Source organism: Solibacillus sp. FSL R7-0668 (assembly GCF_038006205.1).
In the GTDB taxonomy this organism is placed as follows: domain Bacteria; phylum Bacillota; class Bacilli; order Bacillales_A; family Planococcaceae; genus Solibacillus.
In genome coordinates this window covers 1,097,559-1,118,997 of the sequence record NZ_JBBOUU010000001.1, presented here as the reverse complement: position 1 = coordinate 1,118,997, position 21,439 = coordinate 1,097,559, and the positions used below count along the sequence as shown (strand labels likewise).

General features: G+C 36.3%; 18 protein-coding genes. All 18 read right to left on the bottom strand.

Annotated elements, in window-relative coordinates; all coding sequences use genetic code 11:
* Window positions 1–20: 20 nt before the first annotated feature.
* Window positions 21–1,253 (bottom strand): glycosyltransferase, encoded by a 1,233-nt coding sequence (locus MKX47_RS05185; RefSeq protein ID WP_340771893.1) that lies wholly within the window; start codon window positions 1,251–1,253, stop codon window positions 21–23.
* Window positions 1,216–2,574, bottom strand: coding sequence for an O-antigen ligase family protein (locus tag MKX47_RS05180; RefSeq protein WP_340771891.1), 1,359 nt, complete (start codon window positions 2,572–2,574; stop codon window positions 1,216–1,218). The genes MKX47_RS05185 and MKX47_RS05180 overlap by 38 nt, the downstream gene beginning before the upstream one ends.
* Window positions 2,575–2,603: 29 nt before the next feature.
* Complete coding sequence (locus MKX47_RS05175) at window positions 2,604–3,716, bottom strand: glycosyltransferase family 4 protein (protein WP_340771889.1); 1,113 nt, start codon at window positions 3,714–3,716, stop codon at window positions 2,604–2,606.
* Entirely contained in the window at window positions 3,716–4,846 is a 1,131-nt protein-coding gene (wecB, locus tag MKX47_RS05170) for a non-hydrolyzing UDP-N-acetylglucosamine 2-epimerase (RefSeq protein WP_340771886.1), read from the bottom strand. The genes MKX47_RS05175 and wecB overlap by 1 nt, the downstream gene beginning before the upstream one ends.
* Before the next feature lie 3 nt (window positions 4,847–4,849).
* A complete protein-coding gene (locus MKX47_RS05165; RefSeq protein ID WP_340771884.1) occupies window positions 4,850–5,959 on the bottom strand; it encodes a capsular polysaccharide biosynthesis protein CapF in 1,110 nt (369 codons plus the stop codon).
* A gap of 15 nt (window positions 5,960–5,974) precedes the next feature.
* Window positions 5,975–7,012 (bottom strand): polysaccharide biosynthesis protein, encoded by a 1,038-nt coding sequence (locus MKX47_RS05160; protein WP_340771881.1) that lies wholly within the window; start codon window positions 7,010–7,012, stop codon window positions 5,975–5,977.
* A gap of 1 nt (window position 7,013) precedes the next feature.
* The gene (locus MKX47_RS05155) at window positions 7,014–8,201 is read right to left on the bottom strand and encodes a glycosyltransferase family 4 protein (RefSeq protein ID WP_340771879.1); all 1,188 of its coding nucleotides are present in this window, start codon (window positions 8,199–8,201) and stop codon (window positions 7,014–7,016) included.
* 36 nt (window positions 8,202–8,237) lie between these two features.
* Window positions 8,238–8,846: a sugar transferase gene (locus tag MKX47_RS05150; protein WP_340771877.1), complete on the bottom strand. Its 609-nt coding sequence runs from the start codon at window positions 8,844–8,846 to the stop codon at window positions 8,238–8,240.
* 59 nt (window positions 8,847–8,905) lie between these two features.
* Complete coding sequence (locus tag MKX47_RS05145; RefSeq protein WP_340771875.1) at window positions 8,906–10,747, bottom strand: polysaccharide biosynthesis protein; 1,842 nt, start codon at window positions 10,745–10,747, stop codon at window positions 8,906–8,908.
* Between the two features lie 103 nt (window positions 10,748–10,850).
* Window positions 10,851–11,849 carry a UDP-glucose 4-epimerase GalE gene (gene galE / locus MKX47_RS05140; protein ID WP_340777721.1) on the bottom strand — a complete coding sequence of 333 codons (999 nt, stop codon included), beginning with the start codon at window positions 11,847–11,849 and terminating at the stop codon, window positions 10,851–10,853.
* Between the two features lie 178 nt (window positions 11,850–12,027).
* Window positions 12,028–12,933, bottom strand: coding sequence for an LCP family glycopolymer transferase (locus tag MKX47_RS05135; RefSeq protein WP_340771872.1), 906 nt, complete (start codon window positions 12,931–12,933; stop codon window positions 12,028–12,030).
* Between the two features lie 70 nt (window positions 12,934–13,003).
* Window positions 13,004–13,768: a tyrosine-protein phosphatase gene (locus MKX47_RS05130; RefSeq protein WP_340771868.1), complete on the bottom strand. Its 765-nt coding sequence runs from the start codon at window positions 13,766–13,768 to the stop codon at window positions 13,004–13,006.
* Between the two features lie 225 nt (window positions 13,769–13,993).
* Entirely contained in the window at window positions 13,994–14,791 is a 798-nt protein-coding gene (locus MKX47_RS05125) for a TIGR00282 family metallophosphoesterase (protein WP_340771865.1), read from the bottom strand.
* Window positions 14,792–14,987: 196 nt separating this feature from the next.
* Window positions 14,988–15,959, bottom strand: coding sequence for a UDP-glucose 4-epimerase GalE (gene galE / locus MKX47_RS05120; RefSeq protein WP_340771861.1), 972 nt, complete (start codon window positions 15,957–15,959; stop codon window positions 14,988–14,990).
* A gap of 62 nt (window positions 15,960–16,021) precedes the next feature.
* Window positions 16,022–16,978 (bottom strand): glycosyltransferase family 2 protein, encoded by a 957-nt coding sequence (locus MKX47_RS05115; protein ID WP_340771858.1) that lies wholly within the window; start codon window positions 16,976–16,978, stop codon window positions 16,022–16,024.
* 31 nt (window positions 16,979–17,009) lie between these two features.
* Window positions 17,010–17,918, bottom strand: a complete 909-nt coding sequence (locus MKX47_RS05110; RefSeq protein WP_340771854.1) for an ATP-grasp fold amidoligase family protein — start codon at window positions 17,916–17,918, stop codon at window positions 17,010–17,012.
* 369 nt (window positions 17,919–18,287) lie between these two features.
* Complete coding sequence (gene rny, locus MKX47_RS05105) at window positions 18,288–19,841, bottom strand: ribonuclease Y (RefSeq protein WP_340771852.1); 1,554 nt, start codon at window positions 19,839–19,841, stop codon at window positions 18,288–18,290.
* A 476-nt stretch (window positions 19,842–20,317) separates the two neighbouring features.
* Window positions 20,318–21,391, bottom strand: a complete 1,074-nt coding sequence (recA, locus tag MKX47_RS05100) for a recombinase RecA (protein ID WP_340771850.1) — start codon at window positions 21,389–21,391, stop codon at window positions 20,318–20,320.
* Window positions 21,392–21,439 lie beyond the last annotated feature (48 nt).

Genomic DNA, 21,439 nt, shown 5'->3' with positions numbered 1-21,439 from the left:
TATACTCTCCCCTACTCTACTTATAAGGATTTGTTAGAATTATAATCGAACTTGTTTAAAGCATTTAACCAAATTGGAATAATTGTCTTCACATCAAAATCTAAACTTCTTTCAACAGATTTTAGAGCGTACTTTTCCCTTAATTGCCGATCTTCAATTAAGATTTGCAAGGCATTTTTTAAAATATTTTCTTGCCTATCTAATGGCTCACTATTTTTTTTCTTAACTCCATTATTTATCGGAATCAAGATGCCATTCGCAGCTATTTCGAGTTTAGTAGTTTTTATTTTAAATTCAGTAGAAGGAGCAATTATTTCCCTAGGTCCTGAAGAACAATCAGTAGCTATCACTGGTAAACCACAAGCCATAGCTTCAATTAAAGCATTAGGTAAGCCTTCTCTAATAGAAGTTAAAACGTAAATATCGGAGTTTTTCAGATATTCAAAAGGATTAGTGACATACCCAATAAATTTAACTTTATGATTTAAATGGTAATAACTCGTCATTTCTTTTAAGTAATTTTCATTTTCGCCCCTTCCTATAATAAGTAATTCTACATCCTTAAATTTAGTCTCTATTTCTTTAAAGGCCCTAAGTAAATTCCATTGCGCCTTAAGATCTATTAAAGATCCCATCGTAACAATTCTTAAACAATTTCCATTACTTCTCTTTTCTAGTTCGCCTGACAACTTATTTATCATTTTTATATCATAGGGATTGTAGGAAACGACTGTTTTATTTTCTTTTATTTTAAAGTTTTCTACTAAATCCTGACACGATTCTTGACTAATCGTTAAAATTCCATCAAGCTTATTGAAATACTTTTTTATTAACATTTTAAATATAAAAGTATATATATTCTTTTTTTTACTGCTTGTATATTCAAATTGACCCGACAAATAACTACTTACTGCATGAAGTGTGGTTTCATTCCTTTTTGTAGCTGCATTAACGATCCCCATATTTTCCATAAAGCTTAGAACTATATCAAAATTCATTTCTTTTTTTATTTTATAAATAATTTTAAAATAGTTTAGGTATTTTATTGGCTTAATACTATTTAATTCTTTTGAATAAATTTTTTTTAAATCGATAACTTCACAATCAAATTTATAATCATTGGCATCATTATCAAAAGTAATGATTGTTAGATCATACATTTCTTTTAATTTTTCGGATTGTGATAATGTTGAAATAATTCTTTCAGCTCCACCATTAGCTAGTGTAGGTGTTATTATCGCTAGTTTCTTCATTACTATTAACCCCAGTTCTTAATAATATTATTAATGGTATCAAAATAAAAAAAGCATCATTACTAGAAAGTGATAGCCCAAAAGATGTAAATAAAAATATTACTAAAAACATAAAATAAGGTGATTTTATAGTGTATTTAAAATGTTTGAATAAGTCTCTGAAAAGTAAAAGTAGTAGAATAATCCCTACTAATCCACATCCAATTATTAATTCTATATAAATATTATGAGGCGCCATATATACACCTAATTCTTTACCTAAAATATTCGCATCATTGGCAAAACCTACGCCAATGGATAGAATTTCTGGTTTTAATATCATTAAATTGATATATTCCTTCCAAATATCCCCTCTTCCAGTCAAAATATCATTCGTTTCAGTTCTCATCTCAAATATAGGAATAACAAATTCTTGAATAACGAATATTAATGAAATCATCCCTACATTTACAATAACAATTGATAAGAGTATTTTTTTTAACCTATCATTATATGACTTATTTTGTATCGAATTAATAAAATAATAAAATGAAGTGGCTATTACAACAATAATTGAGAGAGCATAGCTTTTTGAAATGCTTCTAAATCCATTTATTATTAAAAACACGCCTAAGAGCAGTCCCAACAATCTAGTTTTTTTCTGTTTCGCCAACAATGATCCAATAAGTAAACATATTGCCACTAATACTAACTGACTATAGTAATTTGGATCTGCATTGAGCCCAGAAAATCTATTAATACTCATTAATAAAGTTTGTTTTTCCCACATAACTATATATGGTATTTCCGGAAAAATATCAGCTGACACAATAGTCAAACACATTGCAACACTATAAATATAAACACTGTTATATAAAACTGTTTGCTTATTATTTAATTGAATGAAATTATAAATACAAACTTTCATAAAAAGAATATTTAGAATAAAAGAAAGTAAATTTGAATAACTGCCTTGATATATGGACATACTTATAAATTGAAGTAAAGCAATTAATACAAAAAATAAGTAATCGATTGTTTTTATTTTTGTGTTCTTTTGAAGAAGAACTTGAATAATATATAATATATATAGCAAAACAATAGATGACGGTAGACCACTACCTATCTTAAAAATACTAGCAAATGGTAAAGTAAATAAGATTACATAATACTTTTTTTCAGGATTTAGATAAAAAAAGAATAATATATAAAAAAATGAAAAAACAATTCCAAAAGTATAGTTAAAGGTTTTAAAAATGTAACAATAGATAAGCCAACATATTGAAAGTCCAACAATTAGAATGATTATATTTTTATTGTTTGAATTATATAGTTTTTTCATAAATTTACTCCATTCTTACTGCATCATTTCTATATTTTAAGGTTCATAGGCTGTTCTTTATAATAATTATTTATCTGATTTCTTGATATTTTAGCGTATTCCGAAAAAATAGTTTCCATAGCTATTTTGGTAGTATATGATTTAAATACTTTTTCTTGATTCCATAACGACATGCTTATTCTTAATTTTTTATCTTGTAAAGTATTTATTGCAGTAATATAGCCATTTATATCTCCAACATCAACAAGAACTCCACCCTTATCCTCTAACATTTCGGGAATCGCTCCGACTGGTGTTGTAATAATTGGGAGTCCACAAGCCATAGCTTCAAGAACAACATTGGGAAAACCCTCTGTATAAGTTGGAAATAACAATAGATCCGCTGATTGCATATTATTCAAGACCTCTTCTTTTGAAATTTCTCCACAATATTGGATGTTCTTCAATTTTGGCAACATTTTAAATTCCTCTGCTACTTTACCAATTAATTTGAAGTTTATATCCGGTAGTTTTTCTGCTATAGAAATAATATCAGCACAACCTTTAGACTTCATAACATGACCAACAAAAATAATGTTTGTAATTTGACTTGAAATCTCTTCTCGAATAAATTTTCTATTATCGAAGTCTATAAAATTAGGGATTTTTATACTTTCTTTTGTGGTCTTATATTTTATATATTCTTGAGAACTCTGATTTAGACAAAGAATCTGGTCTGCTTTATGACAAATTTTTCGAAATATAAATTCGGGAAATTTCCCTTTAATCATAAATTTTGTATCGCAATGGAAATGAAACACAACTTTTGCTGTTGTTTTTTTTGCCTTTTTTGCACAAACATAATCTCTTATCATTCCTAAAGTTGAGCCAGCACAATTAATATGAACAATATCATAATCATCCTTAAGAAACTTTCTTACTTTTAAATAGATTGATGCAACTCTCTTGATTTCATCAACTATAAATTTTTTCTCAAGTTTATTTATTCTTTTGCCTTTAATTGCACTATTTATAAGATCCACATTATGTTCTTTTGCGATTTCAGAGTTTATAAATAATTTAGTCCAAGTGGCAATACCCCCAGCAGGAGGAGGTAGAGGGGATATTAATAAAATCTTTAATTTTTCGCCTTTTAATCTCATCACTGAACGACTCCCCACACTACCCGATTTACATAATCTGTGTACGACACAATAATTCGTAACACTTTATCTGAAACATTCGGCATCCCATAATCCCCCACAAGTCTTAATGTGTCTGTATCCTGTGTTTCTAATATATCTAACCCTTGTAATATTCTTTCCTTTTCAAGCCCGACCATCATCACCGCGACCTCTTCCATCGCTTCTGGTCGTTCATGCGCTTGGCGGATATTAAGGGCTTTGAATCCAAGAATCGAGGACTCCTCACTTATTGTGCCGCTATCACTTAGGACCGCTTTTGATTTTAGCTGCAGTTTTACATAGTCGTTAAATCCTAAAGGCTTCATGATTTTTACTAGCGGGTTAAATACGATTCCTTTTGCTTCTAGCATTTTCAGTGTACGAGGATGTGTACTTACAATGACCGGGAGTTGGTATTTTTCTGCAATAGCATTCAAGCTTTCAACTAAATGAAGAAAATTTCGATTTGAATTGATATTTTCTTCACGGTGTGCAGAAACAACAAAATACTTCCCATCCTCAAGCGCTAGTCTTTGGAGGACATCGGATATTTCAATATCCGCTTTTTTCGAATGAAGTACTTCAAACATTGGACTTCCTGTTTTAATAATTCGATCCGCTGGGAAACCTTCCCGTAGCAGATACTCTCTTGCGATATCACTATAAGTTAAGTTCACATCTGAAATATGATCGACAATTTTGCGATTCGATTCTTCTGGTACACGCTGATCGAAGCAGCGATTTCCGGCCTCCATATGAAAAATTGGGATTTGCTTTCGTTTCGCAGCAATTGCGCATAAACAGCTATTCGTGTCACCTAATACTAAAAATGCGTCTGGCTGTACTTCTTCTAATACGGGATCTATTTTGCTTAAAATATTGCCTATTGTTTCAGTTGCAGTCCCAGTAGCCGCATTTAAGAAAAAATCTGGCTTTTTTAAATCGAAATCTTGAAAGAACACTTCATTTAATTCATAATCATAATTTTGCCCGGTATGGACAAGTGTATGCTCAATTACATTAGACTGTTCTAACTTATTGATTACGGCAGACAAACGAATAATTTCTGGTCTAGTCCCTACTACTGTCATCACTTTTAGTTTCTTCAAGATTTATACCTCCAAATAGTACGTGTCTGGCTTTACTGGGTCGAAGCATTCATTGACCCACATTACTGTCACAAGATCTGTTTCTCCTACATTCACAATGGAATGTGTATAGCCAGTGGGAATATCAACGACCTGCAGCTTTTCTCCACTCACTCTGTATTCAATAATGTCATCAGCATCTAACTTCCTAAATCGTATTAACCCTTCACCGCTCACCACTAAAAACTTTTCATTTTTCGTATGGTGCCAATGATTGCCTTTTGTAACGCCTGGCTTAGACACATTAACTGAAACTTGACCTCTATTAGGTGTTCGAATAAATTCAGTAAATGAACCACGGTTGTCAAGATTCATCTTTAAATCATAAGAAAATTGATCTACCGGTAAAAAACTTAAATACGTACTATACAACTTTTTTGTGAGCGGATCATCCATATTCACAATGCTTAAATTCGTTCGACTATCCTTGAAGCTTATTATTAGATTAGCCAATGCTCCAAGTTGAATAGTGTACATAGTCGGTATAACACAGTAATTCCCTTGTACTGTTGGAACCCCGCCTAATGCTTGTAACATTTCTTCTAAAACATCATCGATATAACAGAGATTCAACTCGGCATCCGGATTGTGTACTTGAATATCTAAATCTCTTGCAATGTTATAACAAAAAGTGGCAACTACACTGTTATAGTTGGGCTTACTCCATTTACCAAACACATTTGGGAGTCGATAAACATAAACGTTTGCCCCTGTTTCCTCTTGATATTGAAATACCAAATCTTCCATTGCCTTTTTACTGTTTCCATACGGATTATCTAATTCCGCTTGGATAGATGAAGTTGTTACAATAGGGGGGGTCTTATGGCTCTTCTTTAGTAATTCGATTAACTGTAAAGTGAATTCATAGTTTCCTTCCATAAATTCATGTTCATGTTGAGGTCTGTTTACCCCTGCTAAATGAAATACAAAGTCACATTCTTCTACATAGGTTTCGAGAATTTTCGGATCGCTATCTCTTGAATATTCAAAGATTTGATTGATGCCGCAGTTTTTAAGTTCTGCAATTAGATTTTTACCGATAAATCCTTTTGCACCTGTTACAAGAATGTTCATCTATCCACTCCACCTTTAGTTCATAATATGAATATTTTTATTCCATTCTTTTAATTCCGCTTGAATGTACTCTAACTGGAGTAGGGTTTCTTTGATTTCTTCTATATTTAATTGCTGTGTATTATCTGAATTGTATTCTTTCACGGTTGTTAACTTTAAGTCCCCATTTTCAAAATATTTATTGTAATTGAGTTCTCGTTGATCAGCAGGAACTTTGTAAAATCCAGCTAAATTCTCTGCGACTGCATATTCTTCTTTAGTAAGTAGCGTTTCATAGCGTTTTTCGCCATGTCGTGTTCCAATAATTTTTATTTCATTTTCTACATTAAATAGCTCTTTCAATGCTTGAGCTAGGTCGCCAATTGTACTTGCTGGCGATTTTTGGATCATAATATCACCTGCTTGGCCATGTTCAAAAGCAAATAACACTAGCTCTACTGCCTCTTCTAAACTCATCAGAAATCTTGTCATGTGAGGGTCTGTTATTGTCAAAGGCAATCCATTTTTTATCTGTTCGATAAATAACGGAATGACCGAACCCCGCGAGGCCATTACATTGCCGTATCTTGTTCCACAAATTAGTGTTTTTTCTGGAGAAACTGTTTTTGATTTTGCAACAAATACCTTCTCCATCATCGCCTTTGAAATTCCCATAGCATTGATTGGATAGGCTGCTTTATCGGTTGAAAGACAAATTACTTTTTTTACGCCACTTTCAATTGCAGCATTTAATACATTTTCAGTTCCTAAAATGTTTGTTTTTACTGCTTCAAGTGGGAAGAACTCACATGATGGCACTTGCTTTAAGGCCGCTGCATGAAAAACATAATCGACATTGTGCATAGCATTTTTTAAACTATCTATATTGCGCACATCACCAAGATAAAATTTTAGTTTATCGTTATTATATTTTTTTCGCATATCATCTTGTTTCTTTTCATCGCGGGAAAAAATACGAATTTCTTTAATGTCTGTATCTAGAAATCTTTCCATCACGGCATTTCCAAAAGAACCTGTGCCACCTGTAATCATTAATGTTTTATTTTGAAACATTTTAGGCCTCCATTTTAATAAGAGTATCTTCTAGCACATTTAAAAATCGCTCTTTACTATAATTTTTACAATAGAAGTCATATGAATTGAACGCCATTTGATCCTTTTCACTACTTTCACAAAATTGCACGATTAGATTTGCCAACTCGCTATCATTTTCTGCCTCACAGCACAAGCCACATTGTGCTTCTTTAATTATTTGATTTACTTCACCATTAATTGCGCCAATGATTGGTTTTCCAGCTGCCATATAAGACTGGACTTTACCAGGTAATGTTGATGAAATGGTAGAATCATTTTTTAATGTAATTAACATCGCATCTGCCAAGCTATAATATTTCGGCATCTCACTCAATGGTTTTCTGCCATGAAAAGTAATATTTTGAAGCCCTAAATTTTTACTCAGAAGTTTATTTTCAGCTAATTTAGAGCCATCTCCTACTATGTGAAATTTAATATTCGTATGATTCCGCAATTCATAAGCTGCATGTACAATCGTTTGAACACTTTGCATTTCTCCTATATTTCCAGCAAATACAAAATTAAAATGCTCGCGTCTGTCTACCTCCACTTTTTCAGTGAATAGTTGTTCTGCATATTGCGGTAGGTGAAGAATCGACTCCGTTTTCACCCCGATCGTTTCACCAAGATAGTCTATAAACATCCCCGAGCTAACGGCTACATTATCTGCCGAGGTATAAATCCACCTTGATAGATGATGAAAAAATTTATAAATCAGCGAACCTTCCTTTATACCACCTGCAGTTAAACTAGCTGGCCAAATGTCGAGGCAATACAGCAACATCTTTTTCTTATGCTTCTTTTTATAGACTATTGCAGGAACTCCCATAAATACTGGTGAAAGTTGATTTACAAATACTGCATCAAACTTTTCCCTCATGAATAGTGCCTTTAATGATGCTGATAATGCAAAGCTAATATAATTTAATAAGAGGGTTACTTTACTGTTCCCTCGCCCAATTTCAAAACTGCGTATTACATTTACACCATTAATTACTTCTTTTCTATTTTTTCCATAACGATAATTATCCAGTACTTTCCCCTCTGGATAATTGGGGAGGCCTGTTAAAACTGTCACATGATGACCTTTTTCTACTAATGCTTCACAAATATCTGATATACGAAAAGGTTCTGGATTGTAATACTGGCAAATAACGAGTAGTTTCATATTAAAAATAACCTCCACTAATTGCTCAACTATTGTTTAACTTTCTTTTGAGTTAATCGCTCCAGTGCCTCCTTCAACGACTCCAGCTTTAGTAAAAATGATAATAATCGTTCCAAAGAAACACTTTACATCCATCCAAAAACTGATTTTCTTTACGTAATCGCCATCAAGTCTAGCCTTTTCTTCAATCGTCAGCTCATCTCGGCCGTTAATTTGAGCCCACCCTGTTAGCCCTGGCAGGACATCATTGGCACCGTACTTGTCACGTTCTGTAATTAAATCGTACTGATTCCAAAGTGCTGGTCTTGGTCCAATCAGACTTATTTGCCCAACAAATATATTCCAAATTTGAGGTAATTCATCTAGACTTGTTTTCCTTAAGAATCCCCCTATTTTAGTTAAGTACTGTTCAGGGTCTTTTAATAAATGGGTTGGTGTATTCTTTGGAGTATCAATTCTCATTGTTCGGAATTTTAAAATTGTAAAATGACTTTTATGAATACCGATTCTTTTTTGCTTAAATAATATAGGACCTTTCGAATCTAATTTTATGATAATAATCAATAGTAAAAATAATGGTGATAATAGAATTAATGCAATGAAAGAAATTATGATATCGATTAGTCTTTTTATACTCTTATACAAGGGAATTACAGCTCCTTAATTCCATTTATCAATTTATTATTTGGAAATTAAAAGGAAAATCATAATGCCTTATCAAGTAATTTGATTTCGTCCTTTTTTAATGTCCATCTACCATTCGCGATATCGATTAGCATTTGTTTTAATTCCTCTATATTGCACTCTTCAAATTCACTTAGTATGGATATTAGTAAATACTCATCCATATAATTTGCTTTACCAACGTGAATTTTAGGATAGACATGCTCTTCTTGAATCTCCGCTGCATTTAGTAATTCCTCATACATCTTTTCGCCTGGGCGAATACCTGAAAATTCAATACCAATTTCATCTTCAGTAAATCCCGATAAGCGGATGAGATTTTTCGCTAAATCTACAATTTTCAATGGCTCCCCCATATCAAGCACAAATACCTCGCCCCCCCGTGCAAGTGCCCCGGCCTGCAACACGAGCCGAGATGCTTCTGGAATCGTCATAAAATAACGAGTCATTTCCGGATGTGTGACGGTGACGGGTCCACCTGAAGCAATTTGAGCCTTAAATCTCGGGATGACACTTCCACGTGAGCCAAGTACATTCCCAAAACGAACTGCAGCAAAATTTGTTTCGCTATAGGTTGCTAAATTTTGAATAATCATTTCAGCAATTCGCTTTGTTGCACCCATAATGTTTGGCGGATTCACTGCTTTATCAGTTGAAATCATGACAAAATTGGATACACCAAATGTATGTGCGGCTTCCGCTACATTTTTTGTCCCAAAGATATTATTTTTTACCGCTTCACGTGGGTTACACTCCATCATCGGTACATGCTTATGAGCAGCTGCATGGTAAATGACATCTGGCTGAATCTGTCCGACCACTTCAAAAATTCGATCTCTATCTTGTACATCCGCAATAATTGGAATGAATTCTATCCCTTTGAAGTCTATTTTTTCTGATAATTCCATATGGATTGTGTAAATGGAATTTTCTCCGTGACCAAGTAAGATTAGTTTTTGTGGTTGGAAATGTGCTACTTGACGGCAAATTTCAGAGCCTATAGAACCGCCAGCACCTGTTACGAGGATTATTTTATTTGTAAGATTATTGGAGAGTGCCAACATATCAAGTTTGATTTCTTCACGTCCGAGCAGGTCTTCGATTTTGATATCTTGCATATCATTCACCGAAACTTTACCTGTCATGACATCCTCAATTTTTGGCATAATTTTTATCGTTGCCTTCGTCTCTATACAACGGGAATAAACCTCTCGAATTTCTTTTTTACTTAAAGAAGGGATGGCTAAAATAATTTCATCAATTTTTTTCTCCTGTACAATGCGTGGAATCTCTTTTGTCGTTCCATACACATTGACATCCATTATTTTTAAATGTTTTTTGTTTCGATCATCATCGACAACGGCTACCACTTGATATTCAGATGGATTTTTCTTAATACTACGAATAAGCATAGTTCCTGCCTCCCCCGCGCCGATAATCAGTACACGCTTTAAATGGTCATGGGGCGTAACAGAAGTACGTTCATGTAAAATTCTAAGTAAAAAGCGCGAACCACCGATCAGTACAATATGCAAGAGCCACGTAATCACCATTACACGAAAATAAATGTCGCTTTTTATTAGTAGTTGCATAATACTCGCTGCAACAACAGAAGTCGTGACCGCATAAGCTATCGTCAATAATTCCCTCACTGAAGCTAAACTCCAAATGCGATTATAAAGCTGGAAAAAATAGGCCATGACATGATGACTAATTAATAATGTAAATGAACTCAAGATGATTAAGGAATCAGAATAAATATGAATTGTCGGATACAATAAAAAGTAACTAATAAAAATAGCGGATAATACAATCAATGAATCTATTATGAAAAATATTGTATACCTTGCTGTGTAGTTCACAAACTATCCTCCCCCAAAAATAATAATATAAAGTATTATAAACTGTGATTTATATTATATGAGCCTATTACAGCGTTCTATTCCTCGAATTGAAAAAATGTCTTTAAACGCCCTGATGAAGGGTATTCTTTTCAAACCGCCATGCATCTTTACACATCGTCACAACATCGCGCTTTGCTATCCAGCCTAGTTCCTGTCTTGCTTTTTCTACATCTGCATAGCAGCAAGCTAGATCTCCCGGCCTACGCTCTACTATTTCATAACGAATTGTCACGCCATTCGCTTCTTCAAATGCCTTTACTAATTGCAAGACGCTCGTTCCTTGTCCAGTACCGAGATTATAAATATGGACCCCTTGTAACATAGCGTGAATAGCAGCAACATGCCCCTCAGCTAAATCCATTACATGAATATAATCCCGTACACCGGTGCCATCAATCGTTGGATAGTCATTGCCGAAGATGCTTAAATAGTCTCGCATGCCCTTCGCAACTTGTGTGATATAGGGCATTAAATTATTCGGAATGCCATTTGGTGCCTCACCAATCAATCCACTTTCATGCGCGCCAATTGGATTAAAATAACGCAGTAATGACACTGAAAATGATGGATTTGCTTTGGCAATGTCCGTCAAAATCCGTTCACATATTGCCTTTGTTTCACCATATGGATTCGTCGTGGGTAATAAATCCATTGTCTCTACAAACGGCACCTTATTGTCTCCGTATACTGTAGCCGATGAACTAAAGACAAATCGATTGACTCCAAACTTTAAACAACAGTTAACCAATACAAGTGTACTCACAACATTATTTTCATAATACAAAGACGGTTTTTCTACGGATTCACCGACAGCCTTCAACCCAGCAAAATGAATGACGCCATCAAGCTGATGATTTTCGAAAATCGTCTCTACAGCTTTTCTATTCGAAACATCGATTTCATAAAAAGGAATATGTGTATTCATAATCTTTTTGAATTTTTCAATAGACTCTCGTTTACTATTACAGAGATTATCCGCGACAACCACTGTATGTCCTGCTTCAATTAGCGCGATACATGTATGTGTACCAATGTATCCTGCACCTCCTGTTACCAATATATTCGTTGTCGTTCCTCCTCTGATTCTATTTTTTCAAGTAAGTCTAGCCCATTTTTCTGTTATTTCCCCTGGATGTTTACAAGAATTAGCTTATTCCGGCAAAAGGGAATCTATACATTTTAGCCAAAAAAGGAGAATAGCACCTTGTAATCGACAAAGTTCTATTCTCATTCCATTCTCACATTTCCATATGCTTTTTTAGATTAGCTTGAATCGCCTGTAATTCACTTTCGTTCGGCACATAGTAATAAATCCCTTTAATCATCGTACCTTCCCCATGATTTAGATATAGCTGCTCAATTATTTTAAAACTATCACCATAGTTTTTACGTATGCTTAAGATGTCATCTAAAGTAATATTGATTTGAACATTATCTTCCAAGGTCTTAAAAATAGATTTATAATTCCATACGGTATTCAGTGACATACTTTCCTTTAAAACGCCTTGAATGACTTGCTTTTGTCGGTTTTGTCGACCAAAATCACCTAAAGGGTCCTCATAACGCATACGCACATATTTTAGTGCCTTTTCGCCATCTAATTCCAATTCCCCCGTTGGATAATGCTCCCCATCAAATTGAAAATCGAGTGTGTTATCAACAGTAATCCCTCCTACGATGTCGACAATATCTACAAAGCTTTCCATATTGACCTTTGCAACATAATCAATCGGGATGGACAATAAATTTTCTACGGTTTTCATCGACATTTCGACGCCACCAAATGCATATGCGTGATTTATTTTGTCTTTGAAGTCCATCCCCATAATCTCAGTATACGTATCACGCGGTATACTGAGCATTTTCGTTGTTTGAAGTGTTGGATTAACCGTTAATACAATCATCGTATCAGAGCGTCCTTTATCTGTAGCGCGTTCATCTACGCCTAAAATAAGCACAGAAAATGGCTCTTTGTCCTGTGTAATATCCACTGGTTGTTGCCGAATTTCGGATACTTTATCATTTATAGGGGTATACATTTCATTTGCTGTACTTTTAATATCGCCATAAACATTTATCACGATAATAAGGCTCGCTATACTTAGTACAAAAGCAACGCCCAATGTCCACTTCCACTTTTTCATCCCTGTCGTCCCTCTCTTATTTGTTACGTGCATTAGCTATTGATGGAGTAGTAAAACCTACAATAGCCTGTTAATAGATTTTCCACCACTTCGCTGTAGCTATTTCTTCGGGCTCTTTTATGATGAAGGGCTGATTTTGCAAAATTCGCGCATTATTTTCAAGAAAAATATCTACTGCCTCTAACTCTTTTCTTTTTTCTAAATAACAAAGCCCCTGATCAAATAAAAATGGGCGCGTTGTTAAATTATGAGCATCTGATCCGTACACATGTACGAGATTCGCCCTCACTAAATCCAACGAAAATTTTTGCACTGCACGACCAAAATGGCCGGTTAGACTGCCCGCCGTAATTTGTGACAAAGCCCCTTGCTGAATAAGCTGCACTAATCGATTGGGGTTTTCGGCAATGGCTTTATTGCGCTCAGGATGTGCAATAATAGGCGTAATGCCCTCCATTAATAGTGCGTGAATAATGTAATCTATATAATTCGGAATCGTATAGGAAGGTAATTCTACTAGTAAATATTGTGAGTTTGCCAATGTATGAATTTGATTTGCTAGATAGAGTGGTATCAATTTTTCGGATAACCGGACTTCATGACCGGTATAAACTGTGAGTGGTATCTCATTATTTAGGAGTTCGTTTTGCAACCTATCAATTTGATTCAATACGACCTGATAGCCCACATCATAGTGTGGGTGATTGCTATGTGATGTCGCAATGAGTGCCGAAATCCCCTCTTTCACCGCCTGTTCCATTAACTTCATAGCTTCTCCCATAGACCTTGGCCCATCATCTGCGTTCCATAATACATGGCTATGCATATCAATCATAATTCCCACCTCTAGTATTACTTATTCTTTTTAAGCCTAATATTATGCCTACTATTTTTATTGAGCATATAGAGGGTGTCAGTGCTATATATTGATTCGTGCATAGCCACGTACAAAGGGTATAGTGGAGGTACGCTGCTTGTATTGACAATAAAAACACCTATCATTGGATGTGAAAAGGTAATGCCCCCTTCTATCCAATAATAGGTGTTTCGTTAAATCATCTTATGCCTGAAACGGATTGTCTTCATTAATTAAAACGCGTTCTTGACGTAGAGCTTTCCCTGTTTTGTCATCAATTTCAACGAAGAAGGCACTTAACACTTCACGTCCCTTTTTTGGCACTTCATAGCGCGCCGGCATATTCGTTAAAAATTTATAAATGACATTGTCTTTGCCCATGCCTAAAACTTCATCATAAGGACCCGTCATGCCCACATCGGTAATATACGCTGTACCACCTGGGTAAATACGGTTATCTGCTGTTTGCACATGTGTATGGGTACCGACAACAACCGACGCTTTCCCCTCTAAATGCCAGCTTAACGCGATTTTCTCACTTGTCGCTTCTGCGTGAAAATCGACGAATACAAGTGGTGACGTTTTACGTGCTTCTTCGACAAGCGCTAAGCCCATCTCAAATGGATCGTCATGTGGTGGTAAAAATACACGTCCATGTAGATTAATGACTGAAATTGTCACACCATTTTTCGTCACCTGTGTCACACCACGACCAGGCGCATCCTTTGAAAAATTGGCTGGACGCACTAAATAATCCGCGTCATCGATAAAATCAAAAATATCCTTGTTATCCCACGTATGGTTGCCCATTGTGATAACATCCACACCCATTTGTAATAAATCATTGTAAATGCTACGTGTAATACCGCGTCCAGCTGCTGCATTTTCACCATTGGCAATGACTACATCTAAATTGTATTTCTTTTTTAAACGAGGTAAATAGGTTGCAACGGCATCGCGTCCAATCGAACCGACAATATCCCCAATAAATAAAACTTTCATTTTTTAAAACCACACTTTCTTCTAGTCCATTATTCCATTTTACCACTGTTTCGGATATGCAAGCAATTATTGAATAAGCACTTAAGCTGCTTTGACAAAATAAAAACTACTACATTTTATACGCATGCAGCAGTTTACGTAGGTATTTGGGGTTTTTAAAATTTATTTACGCTACCTCCAAAACACCCTATTCCAGTCAATATTTCTGAAGCAGATGCCAATTCCAGGCATGTTCAACCATTATGTGTAGATCCTTCTCGGCTTCCCAACCTAGTGCTTGTCTTATTTTTTTCGCCGATGCTATAAGTTGCGCTGGTTCACCATTACGTCTTTTGGCTATTTCAATCGTCGCCTTTTTTTGCGTCACCTGTTCACATAGTTGAATAATTTCTTTTACAGAATAGCCGCGCTCATTGCCTACATTATAAATCGTAAAAGGCTTTTGCTCCATCATTAAAGCTTCAAACGCTAAAATATGTGCTTTGGCCAAATCTGCAACACAGAGATAGTCTCGAATATAGGTGCCATCTGCTGTGTCATAATCATCGCCATAAATTTGGACCGTCTCTGTCTCACCAGATAAATGCCTCAAAACAAGAGGGATTAAATGCGTTTCAGGTGCATGACTATCTCCATTTTGCGCAAAGGCATCCACTCCTGCAACATTAAAATAGCGTAAAACCGTACACTGAAAATCATAAGCTGCCGCATAATCTTCTAAAATTTGCTCCACCATTCGCATAGAGCGTCCATACGGATTGACTGGACTAATGGTGCTTTCTTCATGAAGCAGCCCTTGTGCAATCGGCTGATAGATTGCAGCCGTAGAAGAATAAATCATTTTATTCACTTTATAGGCACGCATCACCTTGAGTAAATGCAGTGTAGCCCCTACATTATTTTCATAATAATGCGCAGGATTTGGGACGGACTCCTCTGCTGAACAAGCCGAAGCAAAATGGAAAACAGCATCAATTGGAAAAAGTGAAAATAATTGTGTTAACTTCACCTCATCCCTGATATCCCCTTGGACAAAAATGGCATGTTCAGCTACAGCCTCACGATGCCCTGTCGATAAATTATCGTATACAATAACCTGCTCTGTATTTACTAATAGCTTTACAACCTGACTCCCAATATAACCCGCACCACCAACAACTAAAATCAACCGACACGCCCCCATATACGATTCTAAAATTTAGATGTACAGTAACTATGTTGATAAATCGATTATTCTGCCTTTACTTTATGCACTAGCCTGAAAAATGTCGGATAGAGCCTCAGCTTCACGAGTGGCTTCATCAACCGATGTTTCCAGGACAGCTGAGAAAAATTTTTGCCCTCCCGAATAATCTGGCGCTCCAGCGACTTCAGATGTCTTGTGTTAGCAGTCGTTAATAATACATAATGATAGCGATGAATATACATGCGTAAATTCAATGCCTCGATGACATTGCGATATTGTCGCTTATCGAAAAATTGCTTCATTTGTATATACATTTGCTCCTGTGATTGTGCAATGGATGGATGATAGCTTTTTGTCAGCATGTCAGCATATTGTACTTGGTTGTACTGTGCTTCATTGACAATGGCTATTACTTTTGCAAAGGATAAGTAACGAGCCATAAAACCTACATGTTCAAAAAAAGTAGGATTATCAAAGTATAATTGATGCTCTAAAATGATCGAACGTAAAAATAATTTATTCCACGGCATGACATAGGCCTCGTTATGCTTGGCTAAAAAATAGTCGACGGGATTGGACTTCGTTAATATTGCTGCGTTGACCTTATACTGTCTTTTATACTTCGATTTCTTCCAATATTTTGTATAGCCACAAAGGACGAGATCTGCCTGTTTTTGCTTTGCACATTTTACAAGCTTTTCATACATCGTGCATTCCACAAAATCATGGCCATCGACAAATGCAATATAATTTCCTGTAGCTATATGCATGCCGTAATTACGCGCTTCACTTAATGTAAGACTTTGCGCATTCATTATAGAAAAACGACTGTCCTCGTTGGCGAATGCCTCACAAATACGAGCTGTTTCCTCAGAAGAACCATCATTCATAATAAGTACTTCGATTGCTTTTAATGTTTGCTGTTGCAGACTTTGTAGACAGTCTTGGATCGCGGATTCAACCGCATGCGTAGTAACAATAATCGAAACAATAGGTATCATGCAACATCCTCCTTGCAAGTTAGGGTGGTAATTATTTGGGGCGTGCGTAGGCAATCGGCTGCTTGGCTTTTCCGATGTCCAGCGCTAGCCATTTCCCCAATATTTGATTCGCCTCTTCGTGAATGTCGGTCATTAAGCATGCATCCGGAGAAAATATTAAGTTGTTAAAATAAATTTTCTCATCTACAACGGTTAAATCGACTCGTACATACGTAAATGGCTTACATAGCTTTTTAGCAATGGCCATTAGCTCTTCAAGCTGCTCTGGCTTTTCTTTTATTTCACCATACGCCAACTTTTCCTTCATATAATTTGTATTCTGCCAATCTGGTGTTAGCATGAGCCTGTGCTGCTCTGGCGTAGAGCCCTTCACCGTTACTTCAATCATCTTCGGCACCCCTTGGAAGCAATGAATTTTATATTTATCCGAAACATTACTCATTGAAGGTTCGATAAAATGCTCAATAATAATTCTCGGCTGAATCCTTGCATAATGAGGCTCCGCATACTTCAAGGAATAATCGGTCGCCACCATTTCTGCTAATTGCAGCCTTGTTTGTCGATAATCCAGCTCTCTTTTGTTTTCACAAACAATCGTAAATTTAGCCCCATGCGTGCATTTCAAAACGAACTTTCTCGGCAATTGTTCAAAAATGATATCCTCTACCTCATCAAATATTCCAATTAACGGAACCAATAGATGACTATAGCCCAGCGTGATCATATATTCACGCATCTTCACCTTGTCTGTAAATCTCCTTTTAAACTCGACATCCTCAAATAATTTCAGCCACATTAATTTTTCAGTGAATGTTTGTGGACTTTCCAAATTCAAACGATGCTTAAACGTTTTCCAATACAATAATTTACTACCGACAACCGGTGATACCTTCACAATTCGCGAAAATGCATAATGCTTAGCCTGCGTTGATAATTTCATGAATTCCCCTACCTCTCCCTATTTTTTCACATACCTTATGGATATTAAAATGAAGTAGATTAGTTAAAACGAACTGTGAGTAATAGAGTGGGATTAGCGGGATTGGAGTATGTTTAGACTGTGTATTGAGCTTGAGCAAATTAATATAATGTCACTAACTATCTTTTTATTAGTATAGTCATGATTTGGTTAATATATGCCTAGTATTCTTCGTTTTGTCTATATTAATTCGTCTCTTAATTCGCAGTGGGATTGCTGCTATAAGTTACTTCGTTATATGATGTTTTCTACTTACCTAAAGCATAAAAAAGCCTTAATCTAGAGAGAAAGTATAAAAACTCTCCTCAGATTAAGACCTAATTTTCGATATTATTTGGCGTATTCCACCGCGCGTGTTTCACGAATTACTGTCACTTTTATGTGACCAGGATAATCTAGCTCTTCCTCGATACGCTTACGAATATCACGGGCTAAGCGGTGTGATGCAAGATCATCAATTTTTTCTGGCTGTACGATAATGCGTACTTCACGACCTGCTTGAATCGCGAATGATTTTTCGACACCTTCATAGCTTTCAGAAATTTCCTCCAGCTTTTCTAGACGACGAATATAGTTTTCCAATGTTTCACTACGAGCACCAGGGCGAGCTGCGGATAAGGCATCTGCTGCTGCAACAAGTACCGCAATGACTGAAGTTGCTTCTGTATCCCCATGGTGAGAGGCAATCGAGTTAATAACAACTGGGTGTTCCTTATACTTCGTAGCTAATTCTACACCAATTTCAACATGACTTCCTTCGACTTCATGGTCAATCGCTTTCCCAATATCATGCAGTAAGCCTGCACGACGCGCTAATGTTACATCCTCGCCTAGCTCAGCTGCAAGTAAGCCAGCTAAATGAGCAACCTCAACGGAGTGCTTTAACACGTTTTGACCATAGCTTGTACGATATTTCATGCGTCCAAGAATTTTCATTAAATCTGGGTGTAGGTTATGAATACCTACCTCGAATGTTGTTTGTTCACCGGTTTCACGGATTTGCTCATCCACTTCACGGCGAGATTTCTCAACCATTTCTTCAATGCGTGCCGGGTGGATACGGCCATCTTGTACTAATTTTTCAAGTGCAAGACGTGCTGTTTCACGGCGAATTGGGTCGAAACCAGATAGAATAACTGCTTCAGGTGTATCATCGATGATTAAATCAATCCCTGTGAGTGTTTCTAGTGTTCGAATATTACGACCTTCACGACCAATGATGCGACCTTTCATCTCATCATTCGGTAAGTTTACAACGGACACTGTTGTTTCGGCAACATGGTCAGCTGCAAAGCGTTGTAGTGCAAGCGATAAAATTTCGCGTGCTTTTTTGTCTGACTCTTCTTTTGCGCGTGTTTCAGATTCCTTCGTCATAACAGCGATATCCGTCGTCAGTTCGTTTTCAACTTCCTTCAGGATAATTTCCTTCGCTTCCTCACGAGTAAGTGCTGCAATACGCTCTAGCTCTGTTTTTTGACTAGCAACTAATTCTTCCACTTTGCTTTCCATCTGTTCAATATGCTGTTGTCTGTTTGCTAGAGCTTCTTCCTTACGCTCTAGACCTGTCTCTCTTTTGTTCAGAGCATCATCTTTGCGGTCAAGATTTTCTTCTCTTTGCAATAAACGGTTCTCTTGTTTCTGAAGTTCGTTACGACGATCACGAATGTCGTTTTCCGCTTCAGTTCGAAATTTGTGAGTTTCATCTTTTGCTTCAAGTAGTGCTTCCTTTTTCAGTGCATCTGCTTCACGCTTCGCCTCATCAACGATTTGTTCGGCAACATGCTTTGCACCAGTCACCTTTGATTCATTCACGTTTTTCATGTAGAAATAGATAACAGCGACACCGACAGCGAATCCTAGCAAAGCAGGGATAATCATTTCCATCTTAAAATCCCCTCCTATGCCTATACTATATGTCTGATGTTCTTCTAGTCGGCTTAATATGTTCGAACTCAAACATACTGCCTATTTCATTTCAAAATTTAGAAATTATACATGTTTAATTGTATAGTTCCAATTTAGCTATGTCAAGAATAGCCATTACTCTGCGCCTTTTTGAATCATATTACCTGTAGTCCAGTAAATATGGGGATTCGCACTTTTCAATAGATGGGGGTAATCACTGAGCGGATATAGGCTTTCGCTAGGGGCGGTATTTGCGACTTTTTGTGTTTATTTGCGGTTACTTGAGGGGTATTTACGAATTTTTATGTTTATTTACGAATTCATTGGAGGTATTTGCGCTTTTCAAATTATTTTTGCGAATACCGAACCATTCCACCATTGACTCGGATTCCTCATCAGTATATCTCCAAACAAAAACATGTCATGCTATTTGCGCATGACATGTTCTGATTGGCTTATTTTTTGTCGTCTTCGAATAATTCTAATTCGTCGAGTTCCTCTTCTTCAGGTGTATCATGTGAGCCGATTGTATAGCCAATATCGCCACCGATGCCGAAGTTTTGTCGGATTTTCTCAGCGACCTCTTCACGAATAGCTGGGTTTTCTTTTAAGAAGGCTTTTACATTTTCGCGACCTTGACCGATTCGCTCATTGTTGTAAGAATACCAAGAACCGCTCTTTTGAATAATTTCTAATTCTGCACCGATGTCCACGATTTCCCCTTCTTTTGAAATCCCTTCACCGTACATAATATCCACTTCTGCTGTGCGGAATGGTGGTGCTACTTTATTTTTTACGACTTTAATTTTTGTTTTGTTACCAACGATTTCTGTCCCTTGCTTAATCGCTTCACCACGACGTACTTCTAAACGGATGGATGAATAGAATTTTAAAGCCCGTCCACCTGTAGTTGTTTCTGGATTCCCGAACATGACACCGATTTTTTCACGTACTTGGTTGATGAAGATGGCAAGTGTATTCGATTTGTTAATAACACCTGATAATTTACGTAAGGCTTGAGACATTAAACGCGCTTGTAGACCCATATGTGAGTCACCCATTTCGCCCTCAATCTCTGCTTTTGGTACTAATGCTGCTACAGAGTCAATAACGATAATATCAATCGCACCAGAACGTACTAATGCTTCAGCGATTTCAAGTGCTTGTTCACCAGTATCTGGCTGGGCTAATAGTAAATCGTCAATATTGACACCAAGCTTTTGTGCATAGACTGGGTCTAATGCGTGCTCTGCATCGATAAATGCTGCTGTACCACCATTTGCTTGAATTTCTGCGATAGCATGTAATGTAACAGTTGTTTTACCTGAAGACTCTGGGCCGTAGACTTCCACAATTCGTCCACGTGGATAACCGCCAACGCCTAATGCCGCATCAATAGCGATTGAGCCTGATGAAGATGTCTCAATTTTACGGTCTGTGTTTTCACCTAACTTCATGACAGAACCTTTACCGAATTGTTTTTCAATTTGCTTTAGTGCCATATCTAACGCTGCTTTACGATCGCTCAAAAGATTTCCTCCTTAAGAAAAAGCTTTATTGTTTTATGTCTCTATTAT

What these genes read in the sequence shown, in the direction of transcription:
- MKX47_RS05185 (WP_340771893.1), bottom strand. Translation starts at nt 1,253, where the DNA reads ATGAAGAAACTAGCGATAATAACACCTACACTAGCTAATGGTGGAGCT.
- MKX47_RS05180 (WP_340771891.1), bottom strand. Translation starts at nt 2,574, where the DNA reads ATGAAAAAACTATATAATTCAAACAATAAAAATATAATCATTCTAATT.
- MKX47_RS05175 (WP_340771889.1), bottom strand. Translation starts at nt 3,716, where the DNA reads ATGAGATTAAAAGGCGAAAAATTAAAGATTTTATTAATATCCCCTCTA.
- MKX47_RS05165 (WP_340771884.1), bottom strand. Translation starts at nt 5,959, where the DNA reads ATGAACATTCTTGTAACAGGTGCAAAAGGATTTATCGGTAAAAATCTA.
- MKX47_RS05160 (WP_340771881.1), bottom strand. Translation starts at nt 7,012, where the DNA reads ATGTTTCAAAATAAAACATTAATGATTACAGGTGGCACAGGTTCTTTT.
- MKX47_RS05155 (WP_340771879.1), bottom strand. Translation starts at nt 8,201, where the DNA reads ATGAAACTACTCGTTATTTGCCAGTATTACAATCCAGAACCTTTTCGT.
- MKX47_RS05135 (WP_340771872.1), bottom strand. Translation starts at nt 12,933, where the DNA reads ATGAAAAAGTGGAAGTGGACATTGGGCGTTGCTTTTGTACTAAGTATA.
- MKX47_RS05130 (WP_340771868.1), bottom strand. Translation starts at nt 13,768, where the DNA reads ATGATTGATATGCATAGCCATGTATTATGGAACGCAGATGATGGGCCA.
- MKX47_RS05125 (WP_340771865.1), bottom strand. Translation starts at nt 14,791, where the DNA reads ATGAAAGTTTTATTTATTGGGGATATTGTCGGTTCGATTGGACGCGAT.
- MKX47_RS05115 (WP_340771858.1), bottom strand. Translation starts at nt 16,978, where the DNA reads ATGATACCTATTGTTTCGATTATTGTTACTACGCATGCGGTTGAATCC.
- MKX47_RS05110 (WP_340771854.1), bottom strand. Translation starts at nt 17,918, where the DNA reads ATGAAATTATCAACGCAGGCTAAGCATTATGCATTTTCGCGAATTGTG.
- rny (WP_340771852.1), bottom strand. Translation starts at nt 19,841, where the DNA reads ATGGAAATGATTATCCCTGCTTTGCTAGGATTCGCTGTCGGTGTCGCT.